Annotated in this window: 17 protein-coding genes; 11 read left to right on the top strand and 6 right to left on the bottom strand. The window is 66.2% G+C overall.

Annotated features, from left to right (window positions below; all coding sequences use genetic code 11):
- The first annotated feature begins 210 nt into the window (after positions 1 to 210).
- The 7 genes from P9255_RS09540 to P9255_RS09510 all read left to right on the top strand — a co-directional run bounded on the left by P9255_RS09540 (position 211) and on the right by P9255_RS09510 (position 8,335).
- On the top strand, positions 211 to 2,208 hold the full coding sequence (locus tag P9255_RS09540) for a sigma-54-dependent Fis family transcriptional regulator (RefSeq protein ID WP_309789415.1): 1,998 nt from the start codon (positions 211 to 213) through the stop codon (positions 2,206 to 2,208).
- A gap of 172 nt (positions 2,209 to 2,380) precedes the next feature.
- Positions 2,381 to 3,466, top strand: coding sequence for an NAD(+)/NADH kinase (locus P9255_RS09535; protein WP_309789413.1), 1,086 nt, complete (start codon positions 2,381 to 2,383; stop codon positions 3,464 to 3,466).
- The gene (locus P9255_RS09530) at positions 3,463 to 4,461 is read left to right on the top strand and encodes a thiamine pyrophosphate-dependent dehydrogenase E1 component subunit alpha (protein WP_309768160.1); all 999 of its coding nucleotides are present in this window, start codon (positions 3,463 to 3,465) and stop codon (positions 4,459 to 4,461) included. The genes P9255_RS09535 and P9255_RS09530 overlap by 4 nt, the downstream gene beginning before the upstream one ends.
- Positions 4,462 to 4,488: 27 nt before the next feature.
- Positions 4,489 to 5,505, top strand: a complete 1,017-nt coding sequence (locus P9255_RS09525) for an alpha-ketoacid dehydrogenase subunit beta (protein WP_309768162.1) — start codon at positions 4,489 to 4,491, stop codon at positions 5,503 to 5,505.
- The gene (locus P9255_RS09520) at positions 5,505 to 6,635 is read left to right on the top strand and encodes an acetoin dehydrogenase dihydrolipoyllysine-residue acetyltransferase subunit (RefSeq protein WP_309789412.1); all 1,131 of its coding nucleotides are present in this window, start codon (positions 5,505 to 5,507) and stop codon (positions 6,633 to 6,635) included. Before P9255_RS09525 ends, P9255_RS09520 begins: the two co-directional genes overlap by 1 nt.
- An 89-nt stretch (positions 6,636 to 6,724) precedes the next feature.
- Complete coding sequence (locus tag P9255_RS09515; protein WP_309768166.1) at positions 6,725 to 7,477, top strand: lipoyl protein ligase domain-containing protein; 753 nt, start codon at positions 6,725 to 6,727, stop codon at positions 7,475 to 7,477.
- Positions 7,478 to 7,501: 24 nt separating this feature from the next.
- Complete coding sequence (locus tag P9255_RS09510) at positions 7,502 to 8,335, top strand: hypothetical protein (RefSeq protein WP_309768167.1); 834 nt, start codon at positions 7,502 to 7,504, stop codon at positions 8,333 to 8,335.
- Positions 8,336 to 8,342: 7 nt separating this feature from the next.
- Here the strand turns inward: P9255_RS09510 and P9255_RS09505 are convergent, their stop codons facing one another.
- On the bottom strand, positions 8,343 to 8,855 hold the full coding sequence (locus P9255_RS09505; protein WP_309768170.1) for a glycine zipper family protein: 513 nt from the start codon (positions 8,853 to 8,855) through the stop codon (positions 8,343 to 8,345).
- A 27-nt stretch (positions 8,856 to 8,882) separates the two neighbouring features.
- Positions 8,883 to 9,221 carry a hypothetical protein gene (locus tag P9255_RS09500; protein ID WP_404980301.1) on the bottom strand — a complete coding sequence of 113 codons (339 nt, stop codon included), beginning with the start codon at positions 9,219 to 9,221 and terminating at the stop codon, positions 8,883 to 8,885.
- 194 nt (positions 9,222 to 9,415) lie between these two features.
- Here P9255_RS09500 and P9255_RS09495 point away from each other — a divergent pair, with 194 nt between their 5' ends.
- The gene (locus tag P9255_RS09495) at positions 9,416 to 10,018 is read left to right on the top strand and encodes an NUDIX domain-containing protein (protein ID WP_309789410.1); all 603 of its coding nucleotides are present in this window, start codon (positions 9,416 to 9,418) and stop codon (positions 10,016 to 10,018) included.
- Here the strand turns inward: P9255_RS09495 and modC are convergent.
- Genes modC through modA form a run of 3 tightly spaced genes read right to left on the bottom strand, consistent with a single transcriptional unit; the run spans position 9,993 to position 12,526 of the window.
- On the bottom strand, positions 9,993 to 11,102 hold the full coding sequence (modC, locus tag P9255_RS09490) for a molybdenum ABC transporter ATP-binding protein (RefSeq protein ID WP_309768174.1): 1,110 nt from the start codon (positions 11,100 to 11,102) through the stop codon (positions 9,993 to 9,995). The genes P9255_RS09495 and modC overlap by 26 nt on opposite strands.
- Entirely contained in the window at positions 11,095 to 11,775 is a 681-nt protein-coding gene (modB, locus tag P9255_RS09485) for a molybdate ABC transporter permease subunit (protein WP_309768176.1), read from the bottom strand. The genes modC and modB overlap by 8 nt, the downstream gene beginning before the upstream one ends.
- 7 nt (positions 11,776 to 11,782) lie before the next feature.
- A complete protein-coding gene (modA, locus tag P9255_RS09480) occupies positions 11,783 to 12,526 on the bottom strand; it encodes a molybdate ABC transporter substrate-binding protein (RefSeq protein ID WP_309768260.1) in 744 nt (247 codons plus the stop codon).
- 273 nt (positions 12,527 to 12,799) lie between these two features.
- Between modA and P9255_RS09475 the strand changes: the two genes are divergently transcribed.
- The 3 genes from P9255_RS09475 to P9255_RS09465 all read left to right on the top strand — a co-directional run bounded on the left by P9255_RS09475 (position 12,800) and on the right by P9255_RS09465 (position 14,598).
- A complete protein-coding gene (locus P9255_RS09475) occupies positions 12,800 to 13,597 on the top strand; it encodes an enoyl-CoA hydratase/isomerase family protein (RefSeq protein ID WP_309789409.1) in 798 nt (265 codons plus the stop codon).
- Positions 13,598 to 13,619: 22 nt separating this feature from the next.
- Positions 13,620 to 14,285: a glutathione S-transferase family protein gene (locus tag P9255_RS09470; RefSeq protein WP_309789408.1), complete on the top strand. Its 666-nt coding sequence runs from the start codon at positions 13,620 to 13,622 to the stop codon at positions 14,283 to 14,285.
- Between the two features lie 127 nt (positions 14,286 to 14,412).
- Entirely contained in the window at positions 14,413 to 14,598 is a 186-nt protein-coding gene (locus P9255_RS09465) for a hypothetical protein (RefSeq protein ID WP_309768182.1), read from the top strand.
- A 298-nt stretch (positions 14,599 to 14,896) separates the two neighbouring features.
- Here P9255_RS09465 and P9255_RS09460 read toward each other — a convergent pair whose 3' ends face one another.
- The gene (locus P9255_RS09460) at positions 14,897 to 15,202 is read right to left on the bottom strand and encodes a c-type cytochrome (RefSeq protein WP_404980300.1); all 306 of its coding nucleotides are present in this window, start codon (positions 15,200 to 15,202) and stop codon (positions 14,897 to 14,899) included.
- Positions 15,203 to 15,205 lie beyond the last annotated feature (3 nt).

Below are 15,205 nucleotides of genomic sequence, written 5' to 3'. Positions count from 1 at the left end.
CTTGTCGTGTCATCGCGTGATCGTCGTCACGGCCGTGCCGCAGCGCAGCAAGTCCGGTGCATGACGCTTCGTGCCGATTCGAGCATCATATGGCCTGAACGACGCCGCGCGCGGACGGGCTGGCCCCGTGTTTTCCCGACATCGAGCGGCCATGACGACGCATCCGAAAAACACAAAGCGCGTCGAAAGGAGACACTCAAGGAGAGCGCGATGGACATGCGGCAACGCGAGCACATCGAGGCGGTCGTCGCGGCGACCACGCGGGCGCAGGTTCTTGCGCCGGCGCGCACGCACGAGGGCATCATCCAGAGTTCGTGGCGGCGTTGCGTGCATCAGTACGGGCTCGATCCGTCGCGGATGCAGGAGGCGCGGATTCTGCCGCAGACGCGGCTGCGCGAGCATCAACAGCGCATCGACGATTTCGCGCGCATCGCGCGTCACGGTCTGCAGACCTTGTACGAGCAGGTGGCGGGCATGGGCTACGTCGTGCTGCTCACCGATGCCCTCGGCGTCACGGTCAACTACATCGGCGACGCCAATACCGATGCCGCGTTGCGCCGCGCGGGGCTCTATCTCGGCGCGGAGTGGAGCGAGACCGGCGCGGGCACGTGCGCGGTCGGCACCGCGCTCGCGACGGGCCAGGCGCTGACCGTCCATCAGGTCGATCATTTCGACGCCACGCATATTCCGCTGACCTGCACCGCCGCGCCGCTCTTCGATTCGCGCGGCACGCTCGCCGCGATCCTCGACATCTCGGCGCTGTCGTCGCCGCAGCCGCGCGACAGCCAGAACCTTGCGCTGCACCTCGTGCGCCTTTACGCGAGGCACATCGAGAACGCCAACTTCCTGCGCGCGCATCGGCAGGACTGGTTGCTCAAGCTGCATACGTCGCCCGAATTCGTCGATGTCGATCCGGAATATCTGATCGCGCTGGATGCAGCGGGGCGCATCGCCGGGCACAACCGGCGCGCGCACGAGATGCTCGCGGCGGAACTGGACCGGCCGATATCGCCCACGGAACCGGCACAATCGCTGATCGGCGTGCGCTTCGACACACTGTTCGATGCGCGTATCGAAGAACTGGGGCGCTTTGTCTATTCGCGTCCGAGCGAATTACGCGCGGTGCCGCTCACGAGAAGCGGCGCGTTGCTGTATATAAGCGTGATGCCGCCCGCGCCATGCTTCACGCCGACAGCGAGCGCAAGCAACAGCGCCAGCCCGACCGCCCAACTCCCCGCGCCGCTCGCGGCGCTATCGGGCGGCGATGCAACGCTCACGCGCCAGCTCGAACGCGCAGCGAAGCTCGTCGATTCCCCGATCAACCTGCTCGTCAATGGCGAAACCGGCAGCGGCAAGGAATACTTCGCGAAGGCGCTGCATCGCGCGAGCGCACGGCGCGCGGGGCCCTTCATCGCCGTGAACTGCGCGGCGATCCCGGAAACACTGATCGAGAGCGAATTGTTCGGACACCTGCCGAACAGTTTCTCCGGCGCGGGTGGCAAGGGCAAGCGCGGGCTGATTCAGGAAGCCGATGGCGGCACGCTTTTTCTCGATGAAATCGGCGACATGCCGCGCGAATTGCAATCGCGCTTGCTGCGTGTGCTGGCCGAAGGCGAAGTGCTGGCGATCGGCGCGTCGCGGCCCGTGTCCGTCAACGTCCGCGTGGTCTCCGCGACGCACCATTCGCTGGACACGTTGATGCGCGAAGGCCGCTTCCGCGAAGACCTGTATTACCGGCTCAACGGCGCGCGCTTCACGCTGCCGCCGCTGCGGGAGCGAACCGATCTCGACTGGCTGATCCGCAAGTTTCTCGATGCGGATACGGCCCACGGCGCGGTCACGTTGTCGGCGGCGGCCCGCGAGCGGCTGCATCGGCACGACTGGCCGGGGAATCTGCGCGAGCTGTGCAATGTGCTGCGATACGCGCGGGCAGTGTGCTCGCACGGATCGATCGATGCCGACGACTTGCCCGAAGGCTTCGGCGCGTCCACGCCCGCGACGAATCCGCGTGCGCCGCAAGCCGCCGACGACTTCGACGCGCACCGCCTGCCGCCCGAGGGCATGCTGCTGATGCAGTACCTGCGCGCCGCGAGCTGGAACCTGAGCGCGGTGGCGCGGCAGATCGGCGTGAGCCGGATGACGCTCTATCGGCGGATGGAGCGCTACGGCATTCGTTCACCGAATCAGCGCGACGCGAGCGGGCGATAACACACGTCGCCCGATACGCCTGTCCACCTTTGCGATACACCTGCGCTGTGACACCTGTCACGCGAGCGCACCGCCTTTTCCGGCTTCGCCGCGTGGCAACGGCCTCCGGCGCATTGGCATACGCCTTGCCTTGATCCGCGCCACGACATAAGAACACCCAGGAGACACAGGCATGCGTGAGAGCGCGAAGGCCGGGCCGCCGCTCGTCGGCATCATCGCGAATCCCGTATCGGCGCGCGATATTCGCCGCGTGATCGCGAACGCGAACAGTCTGCAACTCGCGGATCGCGTGAATATCGTGCTGCGCATTCTGTCGTCGCTTGCGGCATGCGGTGTGCCGCGCGTCGTGATGATGCCGGATCGCGAGGGCCTCAAGGTCATGCTCCAGCGGCATCTCGCGCGGCGGCAAGGCCCCGACGCCACGCTGCCCCGCGTCAACTTCCTCGACATGCCCGTCACCGCCCGCGTCAACGATACCTTTTGCGCCGCACGCATGATGCGCGACGCCGGCGCCGATGCGCTCATCGTGCTGGGCGGCGACGGCACGCATCGCGCGGTGGTTCGCGAATGCGGTGCGGTGCCGCTCGCGGGTTTGTCGACGGGAACGAACAACGCCTTTCCCGAGATGCGAGAACCGACCATCTCGGGCCTCGCGGCGGGCCTCTACGCGACCGGCCGCATTCCGGCAAGCGAAGCGCTGGTGGCGAACAAGCGGCTCGACATCGACATTCGCGACCGGAACGGCGAAGTGCGCCACGACATCGCGCTCGTTGACGCCGTCATTTCGCGCGAGCATTTCATCGGCGCGCGGGCGCTCTGGAAGATCGACACGTTCGCCGCCGTGTACGTGTCCTACGCCGACCCGCAGGCCATCGGCATGTCGGCGATCGCAGGGCTTCTCGAACCGCTCGGGCGTCACGAGCCGGGCGGTCTCGCCGTCGAACTGGCCGCGCCGGGCGATGGCGAATTCACTCTGCACGCGCCCATCGCGCCGGGGCTTACCGAGCCGGTGCCGATCGCAGGCTGGCAGCGCCTGACCGATGGCGTGCCGCATCGCGTGACGCAGCGCGCGGGCATCGTCGCGCTCGATGGCGAACGCGAGCTCGCGTTCGGCCCCGGCGACGAAGTGTCCATCACCCTGCGCGAGAACGCGTTCCGAAGCATCGATGTCGCCGCGTGCATGCGGTACGCGGCGCGCGCCGGGCTCATGCGTCGAAGCACCCCCGTTGTTCAACCAGTCGAAAGGAGACAGCAATGACAGCGTCGCAACAGCATGCGGGCGGCTTGCCCTTGTCGAAGGACGAGCTGCTGTCGGTCTATCGCAAGATGCGGACGATCCGCGATTTCGAGGAGCGCCTGCACGTCGATTTCGGGCGCGGCGACATTCCCGGCTTCGTGCATCTGTACGCGGGCGAGGAGGCGGCCGGCGTCGGCATCATGCATCACCTGAACGACGGCGACCGCATCGCGAGCACGCATCGCGGCCACGGACACTGCATCGCGAAGGGCGTCGATCCCGTCGCGATGATGAAGGAGATCTACGGCAAGAAGGGCGGTTCGTGCAACGGAAAGGGCGGCTCGATGCACATCGCGGATCTCTCCAGAGGGATGATGGGCGCGAACGGCATTCTCGGCGCGGGCGCGCCTTTGATCTGCGGCGCGGCGCTCGCGGCGAAGTTTCGCGGCAAGGGCGAAGTGGGCATCACCTTCACGGGCGATGGCGCGTCCAACCAGGGCACCTTCCTCGAAAGCATGAATCTCGCGGCGGTGTGGAACCTGCCGGTAATCTTCGTGATCGAGAACAACGGCTATGCGGAATCGACGGCGCGCGAATACGGCACCGCCGTGGACAGCTACGTGGATCGCGCGGCGGGCTTCGGCATTCCCGGCGTGACGGTGGATGGCACCGACTTCTTCGCGGTCCACGAAGCGGCGGGCGAAGTGATCCGGCGCGCGCGTGAAGGCGGCGGCCCGGCGCTGCTCGAATGCAAGATGATCCGCTTCTACGGCCACTTCGAAGGCGATGCGCAGACGTATCGCGCGCCGGGCGAACTGGACGACATCCGCTCGAACAAGGACTGCCTCAAGAAGTTCGCGCACGCAGTGACGAACGCCGACGTGATCTCTCCCGGCGAGCTCGATGCGATCGACCGTGAAGTCGCCGCGCTCATCGACCGCGCGGTGCAGGAAGCGAAGGACGCGCCGCTGCCCACCGCCGCCGATCTTCTCACCGATGTCTACGTGAGCTACTGAACCGCCGACGACAAGGAGACAGTCATCATGGCCCGCAAACTAAGCATGAAGATGGCGATCAACGAAGCCATCGATCAGGAAATGACCCGCGATCCTAGCGTGATCGTGCTGGGCGAGGACATCGTCGGCGGTGCAGGCGCTGACGGCGAGAAGGACGCGTGGGGCGGCGTGCTCGGCGTGACGAAGGGGCTGTACGCGAAGCACGGCGACCGGCTGCTCGACACGCCGCTATCGGAGTCCGCCTATGTGGGCGCGGCGATCGGCGCGGCGGCGTGCGGCATGCGTCCCATCGCGGAGCTGATGTTCATCGACTTCATGGGCGTGTGCTTCGACCAGATCTTCAATCAGGCCGCCAAGTTCCGCTACATGTTCGGCGGCCGCGCCGAAACGCCGGTCGTCATCCGCGCGATGGTGGGCGCGGGCTTTCGCGCGGCGGCTCAGCACAGCCAGATGCTGACGCCGATTTTCACGCACATTCCCGGCCTCAAGGTCGTGTGCCCGTCAACGCCGTATGACACAAAAGGCCTGTTGATTCAGGCGATCCGCGACAACGATCCCGTCATTTTCTGCGAGCACAAGAACCTGTACGGCTTCGAAGGCGAAGTGCCGGAGAACTCGTACGCGATTCCGTTCGGCGAAGCGAACATCGCGCGGGACGGCCGCGACGTGTCGATCGTCACGTATGGGCTGATGGTGCATCGCGCGCTCGAAGCGGCTGCGACGCTCGCGAAGGAGGGCATCGAAGCCGAGGTAGTCGATTTGCGCACGCTGTCGCCGCTCGACATCGACACGGTGCTCGAGACGGTGGAGAACACGGGGCGGCTCGTCGTCGTCGATGAAGCGAATCCCCGCTGCAACATCGCCACGGATATTTCCGCGCAAGTCGCGCAGCAGGCGTTCGGCGCGCTGAAGGCGGCCATCGAGATGGTGACCCCGCCGCATACGCCGGTGCCGTTTTCGCCGACGCTCGAAGACCTGTATATCCCGAGCGCCGCGCAGATTGCGGACGCCGCGCGCAAGACGATGAAAGGAGGCAAGCACTGATGTCCGCAATCACACCGATCGTGATGCCCAAATGGGGCTTGTCGATGAAGGAAGGCACGGTGAACGAGTGGCTCGTGCAAGAGGGCGCGCAGATTACCGTGGGCATGCCGATTCTCGACGTCGAAACCGACAAGATCGCCAACGCCGTCGAAGCGCCGGATGCGGGCTTGTTGCGCCGTCGCGTGGCGTCCGCCGGCGATACGCTGCCGGTGAAGGCGCTGCTCGGCGTGCTCGCGCCGGCCGAAGTGAGCGACGCGGATATCGACGCGTACGTGGCTTCGTACGTCACTCCCGCCGATGAGGAAGGCGAGGGCGACGAGGCGGCGTCGGCGTATCGCTTCGTCGATGTCAACGGCATTCGCGTGCGCTACGCGGCGCGCGGCGGCGAAGACACGAAGCGACCGGCGGTGCTGTTCATCCACGGCTTCGGGGGCGATCTCGACAACTGGCTGTTCAATCTCGACGCACTGGCGGAGCGCAATCGCGTGTTCGCGCTCGATCTGCCGGCGCACGGGCAATCGACGCCGCGCCTCGCCGGCACCACGCTGCCGGAGCTTGCCGCGTTCGTCGCGCGCTTCATGGATGCGGTGAGCATCGACGCCGCGCATCTCGTCGGCCATTCGCTGGGCGGCGGCATTGCGGCGCAGCTTGCCGTCGATGCGCCGCAGCGCGCGTTGTCGCTGGCGCTGATATCGCCCGTCGGTTTCGGCGATGAAGTCAACAACGCGTACACCGATGGCTTCGTCAGCGCGCAGTCGCGTCGCGAGCTGAAGCCGGTTGTCGAGCTGCTGTTCGCCGATCCGCAACTCGTGAGCCGTCAGATGCTCGACGATCTGCTCAGGTACAAGCGGCTCGACGGCGTAAGCGAAGCGTTGACGGCGCTCGGCGGCGCGCTGTTCGCGGGCGGAAAGCAGAGCGCGCAGCCCGGGGCAGCGGCGGCATCGGCGGGCAAGCCGCTGCTCGTGATCTGGGGCGCGCAGGATCGCATCATTCCGGCGGCGCATGCGCAAAGCGTTTCGCAGGACGCGACCGTGCGGGTTTTCGATGACGCCGGGCACATGAGCCAGATGGAGAAGGCGAATGAGGTGAATCAGTTGCTGAAGGAGCATGTGGCGCACGCCGAGGCCTGAGTCCGGGCGTCGCGCGTGTTTGGCCGCCGCCGCCGTTCTTCGTTACCATGCGCATAGCGTCGATGGCGGCGCGGCCACTCATCCATCCCATGCCCTTCGAACTGCTCGACCCCGCTTCGCTTCCCGGCGATCCGCTCGACGCCGAAGAAGCGCTTCTCGCGCGCGCCAGCGCGGGCCATGCCGTCGCGCACTTGTGGACCGCGCCGGTATCGCTCATCGTGCCGCGCAGTTATCAGCGTTACGCGCCGCTCGCCGATGCCCGCGCGGCCTTCGCGCAGCGCGGCTGTCCCGTGTGGCTGCGCCTGTCGGGCGGCGGGCTCGTGCCGCAAGGCCCCGGCATCCTCAATCTGAGCCTCGCCTATCCGGTGCGCGGGACGATGGGCGCGCTCGCCGAGCCCGTCTATCTGCATCTGTGCGGCACGCTTGCCGATGCGCTGAACACGCTCGGCGTCCTCACGCATCATCAGGCCGTCGAAGGCTCGTTCTGCGACGGGCGATTCAATCTCGCATGGGGTCCGGGCGGCGATGCGCGCAAGATCGCGGGCACCGCGCAGTACTGGCGGCGCGCGCCTGAGCCGTCCGACGATCCCCACACCCCGCGCTATGCCGTGCTCGCTCACGCGGTCCTCCTCGTGAACGCCGATCCCATCGAGATCAACGAGCGCGCAAACGCGTTCGAAGCGATGATCGGCAGCGGGCGACGCTACGAGGAAATGAAAGTCGTGACCGTCGCGCAGGCGCTCGCTTACGAGTGCTTCGATATTCCCGCCGACCTGTTCGATCGCGTGCGCGATGCGGTCGCCGCGCGCGTCGCGAGATCGGCTTTGCCCGAGGGAAGCTGAGTCCTCTTTCGCATCGAGGTGGCCATGCCGCTCAGACGTGCATCGAACGGCTTCTTTTTTGCGCTATGGGTGGCCGTCTGCGCCGCCGCGCCGGAGTTTCTATGGCAAGGCGTGTTCTCGCTTTTCGGACATTTCTCCCTCACCGACGCCGCCGCCGCGCTGCTGATCGGCGCGATCCTCGCATTCTTCGTCGATCCGGTGCTCGAACGCTTGCGCGCACTCGCGTCGGACACGGAGTCCGAACGTCCCGCCAAGTCGCCGGCGTTTGCCGCGTGCGAGGCATTGAGCTTCGCGTTCGTCGCGGTGTGCGTGCACGAGGCGATCACCGTGTATGTCGCGGCGAGCCATTCGAACCAGCAGGCCGGCGAAAACCTCGCGAAAGCGGTCGCGCAGGCGCTGCAATGGGCGGCGCTGCCGTTCGTCATCACGATTGCATGGCTCGCGGCGCGCGGACCGGCATGGAGCGCGTGGCCAACGGTAATTGCCGCGGTGCTCGCCGGCTTGCTATGCGGCCTGGTGTTCCAGTGGGAAGCGCGCGTGCTCGTCACGAGTTTCATCCCCGCGATGCTGATTCTGCTCGCGGGCTGCATGATCGTGCGGCAACAGTGGGACGTCTCGACATTCGGCCGCTGCGCACGCGCGACCGGCGTGATCGCGCTGACGTGGCTGCTGCTGACGGGGCTGCTGCAGATTGCACTGTGGATCGCGCACGTCGAAACGTTCCGCGTCTATGAAAACGCGGAGTTCTGGAGCGACCTGCGGTTCTACATCGGCTGGGTGACGGGGCTGCTCGTTGCCCCGGGACTCGTCGCCCCGGTGCATCCGCGTTCGCGTCCCGCCAGCGATGCGCGCCGCTGACGACGCCTCAGCTCGACGGCGGCGGAGGCGGCTGAACGCCCGGCGGCGGCAGCGGCGGCGCGTAAGACGCGCCGTTCGGCGGAGCGGTGCGCAGCGGGCCGTACACCGGCACCTTGTCTCCGGCGGCGTACATGCATTGGAGGTACGCGTGGTCATAGCGACGCTGCACGCCATAACCCGATGTCTGCGCCGCACCGACGCCGAACGCGCTGCCCGTCAGCAGCCCCGCGCCCGCGCCGATGGCCGCGCCCGATCCGCCGCCGAACGCCGCGCCCGCCGCCGCGCCGATCGCGGTGCCGACCACCGCGCTGCCGACGGCGCTGTTCGTCGCCGCCTGATCCGCGGTGACGCCGCCGACTTGCTGGTACGCGTACTGCCTGCACGAGGCATCGTCGGCACGGAACTGATCGAACGTCTTGCCGGTGCCGGGCAGCGCCATGACGCTGGGGCCGGTCGGCATCACGGTACATGCGCCCAGCCCGGTGAGCGCAAGAAGAATGACGAGCCTTCGGTAGTTCATGAAAGTGACTGTGCTATGACTGCGGTTTCAGTTCGAAGGCGGAGGCGGCTGGGCGGGCACTTCGCGCCATCCACCGGGACATTCCTTCGCATACGGGTAGTACATGCGAGAGCCGTCGCAGTAGTACCACGAGCCGGCGGGCTGCGCGGGCGCCGCGACGGGCTGCCCCTGTTCGACATAAGTGGTCGGCGCGGCGGGCACGGCGACGACGGGCGGCGGCGGATAGTAGTAATACGGCGCGGGCGCGACCGGGTAATACAGCGGCGCGCCGAACCACACGCCGACACGGCCGCCCGCGTGAGCGGTAACAGCGACGCCCGCCGTGGCGATCACCGACGCCACTATCAAAGCCTTAAGGCGAATCACGACGTTCTCCAGAAGTTGCGTGCGCCGTTGCCTCTTGGCAGGAAGTCATTCGATTCCCGCGCGGACCCCGTCCGGCGCATTTTTGAACGCTATGCCAGTTGTGGCAAAAACTCAATTACAGCGAGGCCGATGATTTTTTCGGCCCGTTACCCGGTAATAATCTGTGCGAGAAAAGCTGCTCAAAGGAGAGCCGAATGAGTGAGGAAATTGCGACGAAGGATCGCGTGCGCGTCATCGATACGGTCGTGCTGTCCGACGACTGGTACGTGCTTCGAAAAGTGATCTTCGATTTCCGCCGCCGCGACGGCGTGTGGCAGCGTCAGAGCCGTGAAACCTACGACCGCGGCAACGGCGCGACGATCCTTCTGCACAACCCGCGCGAAGGCAAAGTGCTGCTGACCCGCCAGTTCCGCATGCCCGCGTTCGTCAACGGCCACGACGGCATGTTGATCGAGACGGCGGCCGGACTGCTCGACGACGCATCGCCGGAAGCGCGCATCCGCGCCGAAGCCGAGGAGGAGACGGGGTATCGCGTGGAACACGTCGAGAAGGTCTTCGAGGCGTTCATGAGCCCCGGCGCGGTCACCGAACGCGCCTACTTCTATCTCGGCGAGTACGACGGCTCGATGCGCGTCGGAGACGGCGGCGGCATCGCCGATGAGGGCGAGGAAATCGAGGTGCTCGAACTGCCGCTGGAAGAGGCGATGGCGATGATCCGGCGCGGCGAGATCGTCGACGGCAAGACGATCATGCTCTTGCAGCACCTTGCGCTCAGGCAAGCAGCGACACGGCCTTGACCTGCGCCCACACGCGCATGCCGACTGCGATGCGCAGCCGGTCGAGCGAATAGCGCGTGACGCGCGCGAGCAGCGGCGAGCCGTCGATGTCCAACCGCACGACGGCCTGCGACGGATGCGTATCCGCCGCGATCGCAACGACGGACGCCGCGAGCACGTTCAGCACGCTGGTTTGCGTTTCGCGGCGCTCGCCGGTCACGAGGCTCACGTCGCGCGCCTTGACTGCGACGCGCATCGTTTGGCCCGTCGCGGCCGATGCGTGCAGCACGGTCAGCGACGCCTGGCCGCCCGGCAGCGCGAGCGTCAGCAGCCCGTAGCGCGCGTCGTAGCCGGCGACGACGCCTTCGAGCACCACGGACGCATCGTCGGCGAGGGCCATCGGCAAGTCGAGACGCGCGAGCGTTTCGGTGATCGGACCGCTCGCGAGCGCGCGCCCGGCATCGAGCAGCACGAGATGATCGGCGAGCCGCGCGACTTCCTCGGGCGCATGGCTGACGTAGAGCATGGGGATATCGAGCTCGTCGTGCAGGCGTTCGAGATACGGCAGGATTTCGAGCTTGCGCTTCTGATCGAGAGAAGCGAGTGGTTCGTCGAGCAGCAGCAGACGCGGGCTTGTCAGCAGCGCCCGCGCGATACCCACGCGCTGCCGCTCGCCGCCCGACAATCCGGCAGGCATGCGGTCGAGCAGATGCGTGATGCCGAGCAATTCCGCCGCGTGCGCCAGATCGACGCGCCGCATCGCGGCAGGCACGCGATCGAGGCCGAAGCGCAGGTTTTTCAGGACGCTCAGGTGCGGGAACAGGCTCGCTTCCTGAAAGACGTAGCCGAGCGGGCGCCTGTGCGTCGGCACGAGGATGCGGCGCGCGGTATCGAGCCAGACTTCGCCATCCACGACGAGCCGTCCTTGCGTTGGCCGCGCGAGACCCGCGAGGCAGCGCAGAAGTGTCGTCTTGCCGGAACCGGAGTGGCCGAAAATCGCAGTCACGCCGCGCCCCGGCAGCGCGAGATCGAGGTCGAGCGTGAAGCCGCCGTGTTCGACGACGAAGCGCGCTTCGATGTCATTCCCGGGCGTGCGGCTACGCATGAATCGCCGCCTTTCGACGCGTCGAATACAACAGCAGCAGAACCGCGAACGAGAACAGCACCATGCCGCCCGCGAGCCAGTGGGCCTGCGCGTATTCGAGCGCCTCGACGTGGTCGTAAATCTGCACGGAAACCACGCGCGTGCGGCCCGGAATGTTTCCGCCGATCATCAGCACGACGCCGAATTCGCCGACCGTGTGCGCGAATCCGAGCGTCGCCGCCGTCACGATGCCCGGCCGGGCAAGCGGCAGCGCGACCGTGAAGAACGTGTCCCACGGACCGGCGCGCAAGGTGGCGGCGGCTTCGAGCGGACGGCGGCCCATGGCTTCGAACGCATTCTGCAGCGGCTGCACGACGAAGGGCAGTGAATAGATCACCGAGCCGACGACGAGCCCCGCGAACGTGAACGGCAGCAGGCCGATGCCCGCCGCCTCGGTGAGCTTGCCGACGACGCCGTGCGGCCCCGCGAGCACGAGCAGATAGAAGCCGATGACGGTCGGCGGCAGCACGAGCGGCAGCGCCACCACCGCGCCGACGACGCCCTTCAGCCGCGACCCGGTATGCGCCAGCCACCACGCGATCGGCATGCCGATGACGAGCAGGAGCGCCGTCGTCAGCGACGCGAGTTCGAGCGTGAGCGCAATGGCCTGAAGATCGGCGTTGTCGATCGGCATGTTCCAATCAGAGCTGATAGCCGTACGACTTGATGATCGCCGCGGCCTTCGGGCCTTTCAGATAATCGGCGAACTGCTTCGCGACGGCGTTGTCCTTGCCCTTCTGCAGGATGACCGCGTCCTGTCTGATCGGCTCGTGCAGCGAAGCCGGGACGATCCACGCCGAGCCGCTCGTGATCTTGCCGTTCTTGTAGATTTGCGACAACGCGACGAAGCCGAGTTCCGCGTTGCCCGTCGCGACGAACTGCTGCGCCTGCGAGATGTTCTGCCCTTCCACGATCTTCGACGACACCGCTTGCGTCAGGCCGAGCTTGTCGAGCGCCTGCGTCGCGGCGAGTCCGTATGGCGCGGCTTTCGGGTTAGCGATTGCAAGATGGGCGAACGCGTTCTTCCTGAGCACGTCGCCGTGAGCGTCGACGTAACCGTCCTTCGCGGACCAGAGCGCGAGCGTGCCCGTCGCATAGGTGAATCGGCTGCCTGGCACGGTCATGCCTTCGCTTTCGAGCCGGGCGGGCGTGGTGTCGTCGGCGGCGAGGAACACTTCGAAGGGCGCGCCGTTGTTGATCTGCGCATAGAACTGGCCGGTCGCGCCATACGATGCGACGACTTTGTTGCCCGTGTCCTTCTCGAAGCCGGCGGCGATAGCCTTTACCGGCGCGGTGAAATTGGCGGCGACCGCGACCTGGACTTCGCCGGCAAACGCCGTCGCGGACGCGAAGCCGAACGCGAGCAGGAGCGCGGCGGGGAGCATCGTGCGCTTGAGTCGTGACTTCACCTGGATTCCTCTTGTATGAACGGCGCGAGAGTGCGTGAGGTTCGTAATATAGCCGACTATACGACGTCCGCGCTCGCCGCCTTCGTGACATGATGCTGAAGGATGGATGCCGGCGCATCGTGTGAGTCGGACTCATGCGCCTGGGTTGACGACGCGCTGTGTTTTCGAACAGACTAGGCAGCAATATACGAACAGCAACGCGCAATGAATTGAGCGACGCTCAAGCCGCGCGCCAACGGAGAGACAGTGATGAGCGACGCAATGAAGCTGCAACGTCTGAAGCTCGCGGTCGAAGGCTCCATCGCCCGGGTGACGCTCGATCGCCCCGACGTGCGCAACGCGTTCGACGACGCGGCCATCGTCGAACTGACCGCCGCCTTTCGCGCGCTCAACGACGACGCCAGCGTGCGGGCGATCGTCCTCGCCGCGAACGGACCGGCGTTCTGCGCGGGCGCGGACTTGAACTACATGAAGCGCATGGCCGGCTTTACCGAGGCCGAGAATCGCGCCGATGCGCTCGGCCTCGCGACGATGCTCAACACGATCTACACGAGCGCGAAGCCGGTCATCGCGCGCGTGCAGGGCGATGCCTACGCGGGCGGCATGGGCCTCGTCGCGGCGTGCGACATCGCGGTGAGCGTCGACACGGCGCAGTTCTGCCTGTCCGAAGCGAAGCTCGGCCTGATGCCCGCGACGATCGCTCCGTACGTGATCCGCGCGATGGGCGCGCGCGCCGCGCATCGCTATTTCGTGACCGCCGAGCGCTTCGACGCGGCGGAGGCGTTGCGGATCGGATTCGTGCATCGAGTCGTCGCGAGCGATGCGCTCGATCAGACCGTCAACGGCATTGCGGCCAGCATCGCGGCGAACAGCCCGAACGCGGTGCGCGAATGCAAGCGGCTGGTCGCGGATATGGCGGAGCGCGCCATCGATGACGTGCTCATCTCCGACACCGCCGATCGCATCGCGCGCATCCGTGCATCGGACGAAGGGCGTGAGGGCGTGCGCAGTTTCCTCGAGAAGCGCAAGCCGTCGTGGCTCGGCTGAGCAGATTGCCGGAGGAGACGAGATGATTACGCTGCATCACTGCGTCAGCGCGCGGTCGTTTCGGCCGCTATGGGCGCTGGAGGAAATCGGCGTGCCGTACGAGCTGAAGATGCTGCCGTTTCCGCCGCGAATGATGGCGCGCGCCTTTCTCGATACGAATCCGCTCGGCACCGTTCCCGCGTTCGAGGACGACGCGCTTTTCATGACGGAATCCGCGGCGATTTGCCAGTATCTGGCGGCGCGCCATTCACCCGGCGTGCTCGATGTAGCCTCGCACGAAGCCGATTTCGGACGCTATCTCAATTTTCTGCATTTCGGGGAAGCGACGCTCACGTTCCCGCAGACGCTCGTGCTGCGTTATACGCATTTCGAGCCGCCCGGGCGCAGACAGCCGCAAGTCGCCGAGGATTACGCGAAGTGGTTCCACGCGCGGCTGCGCACGCTTGCGCCGCTTCTGGATCAGCAGGCGTATCTGTGCGCGGGCCGCTTCACGGCAGCGGATATATCCGTCGGCTATGCGCTGATGCTGGCCGAGCATCTCGGTCTGAGCGATCGATTCGCCGAGCCCATCGCCCGATACTGGTCGCGGCTGCGGCAACGCGATGGCTTTATCCGCGCGTTGCGCGCTCAGGATACGGCGGCGCGGGCGCAGGGTGTGTCGCCGGTGCCTGCGCCCGATATGCGCTGACGTCCCCCCTTCAAGTCCCTCCCTCCGTGGGGCTGTCTGTTCCGTCGCGGGACTCTACTCTGCAGGTCAGGCGTCGAGCTTGACGAGCGCCGAATCCAGATGACGAGTTTCCTGCGAGGTGCCGGCGATGTACGTCTTTTCCTGGTTCTTATCGATGATCGTGGCGCTGGTCGCGGCCGGCACGATTGCGTTTGCGATGCCGCGTTCAGCCGCCGATGAGTTGAGCGCGGTGACGGCGCCGCAATCGATGATCGGTGCGGAGTTTCATCGCGCGCAAGCGATGTTTGCGTCGTGTACGGCCGAGGGCAAGTGATTGCGGAAGCGGGGCCCGTTTGTGGTTTGCGATCAACGCGTTACCGGGTTCGCGAGCAGGATATCCACAGGGTCTTCCACGGAAACTGTGGACAACGCGCGCGCGCCGCATGGAAACAGTACGACGCACAAGCGATAGCCAAAAAAAAGCCCGCTCATTGAGCGGGCTTGAATCCACATCGGTTGAGACATGGAGGAGACAAGAGCTAGTATAAACCCTTAGTCCGCCAAGTCAAGCGCAATCGAGCGTTAATGTCGAAAAAATTCTCAGCCGCCTGACCGCGAGCCCGAACGGGCCCTCACTGCTTGCCCAGGCTGTGGTAATAGGCCGCCAGATTCGCAACATCCGCATCGGACAAGCCCTTCGCCATCATCGTCATCATTTCGTTCTGGCGCGCGCCCGAGCGGAAATCGTTCAGCGCCTTCACGAGATACTCTTCCGTCTGGCCGGCGAGGTTCGGGGCTTCCGGCAACTTCGACATGCCGTCGAGCCCGTGGCACGCCTGACACTGCGCAGCCTTCGTGCGGCCCGCCTTGACATCGCCGGCGGCGAGCGATGCCTGCGACAGCATCGTCAGCATGGCCGCCAGCGCACCCGCCAACATCGC

Source organism: Caballeronia sp. LZ019 (assembly GCF_031450825.1).
Classification (GTDB): Bacteria; Pseudomonadota; Gammaproteobacteria; order Burkholderiales; family Burkholderiaceae; genus Caballeronia.
The sequence above is the reverse complement of the archived record's forward strand: the minus strand, read 5'-3'. Positions and strand labels throughout refer to the sequence as shown.

Coding starts and splice junctions, on each gene's coding strand:
- P9255_RS09520 (WP_309789412.1), top strand. CDS start 5,505: ATGTCCGCAATCACACCGATCGTGATGCCCAAATGGGGCTTGTCGATG.
- P9255_RS09465 (WP_309768182.1), top strand. CDS start 14,413: ATGTACGTCTTTTCCTGGTTCTTATCGATGATCGTGGCGCTGGTCGCG.
- P9255_RS09540 (WP_309789415.1), top strand. CDS start 211: ATGGACATGCGGCAACGCGAGCACATCGAGGCGGTCGTCGCGGCGACC.
- modC (WP_309768174.1), bottom strand. CDS start 11,102: ATGCGTAGCCGCACGCCCGGGAATGACATCGAAGCGCGCTTCGTCGTC.
- P9255_RS09525 (WP_309768162.1), top strand. CDS start 4,489: ATGGCCCGCAAACTAAGCATGAAGATGGCGATCAACGAAGCCATCGAT.
- modA (WP_309768260.1), bottom strand. CDS start 12,526: ATGCTCCCCGCCGCGCTCCTGCTCGCGTTCGGCTTCGCGTCCGCGACG.
- P9255_RS09515 (WP_309768166.1), top strand. CDS start 6,725: ATGCCCTTCGAACTGCTCGACCCCGCTTCGCTTCCCGGCGATCCGCTC.
- P9255_RS09470 (WP_309789408.1), top strand. CDS start 13,620: ATGATTACGCTGCATCACTGCGTCAGCGCGCGGTCGTTTCGGCCGCTA.
- P9255_RS09475 (WP_309789409.1), top strand. CDS start 12,800: ATGAGCGACGCAATGAAGCTGCAACGTCTGAAGCTCGCGGTCGAAGGC.
- P9255_RS09530 (WP_309768160.1), top strand. CDS start 3,463: ATGACAGCGTCGCAACAGCATGCGGGCGGCTTGCCCTTGTCGAAGGAC.
- modB (WP_309768176.1), bottom strand. CDS start 11,775: ATGCCGATCGACAACGCCGATCTTCAGGCCATTGCGCTCACGCTCGAA.
- P9255_RS09495 (WP_309789410.1), top strand. CDS start 9,416: ATGAGTGAGGAAATTGCGACGAAGGATCGCGTGCGCGTCATCGATACG.
- P9255_RS09535 (WP_309789413.1), top strand. CDS start 2,381: ATGCGTGAGAGCGCGAAGGCCGGGCCGCCGCTCGTCGGCATCATCGCG.
- P9255_RS09510 (WP_309768167.1), top strand. CDS start 7,502: ATGCCGCTCAGACGTGCATCGAACGGCTTCTTTTTTGCGCTATGGGTG.
- P9255_RS09460 (WP_404980300.1), bottom strand. CDS start 15,202: ATGTTGGCGGGTGCGCTGGCGGCCATGCTGACGATGCTGTCGCAGGCA.
- P9255_RS09505 (WP_309768170.1), bottom strand. CDS start 8,855: ATGAACTACCGAAGGCTCGTCATTCTTCTTGCGCTCACCGGGCTGGGC.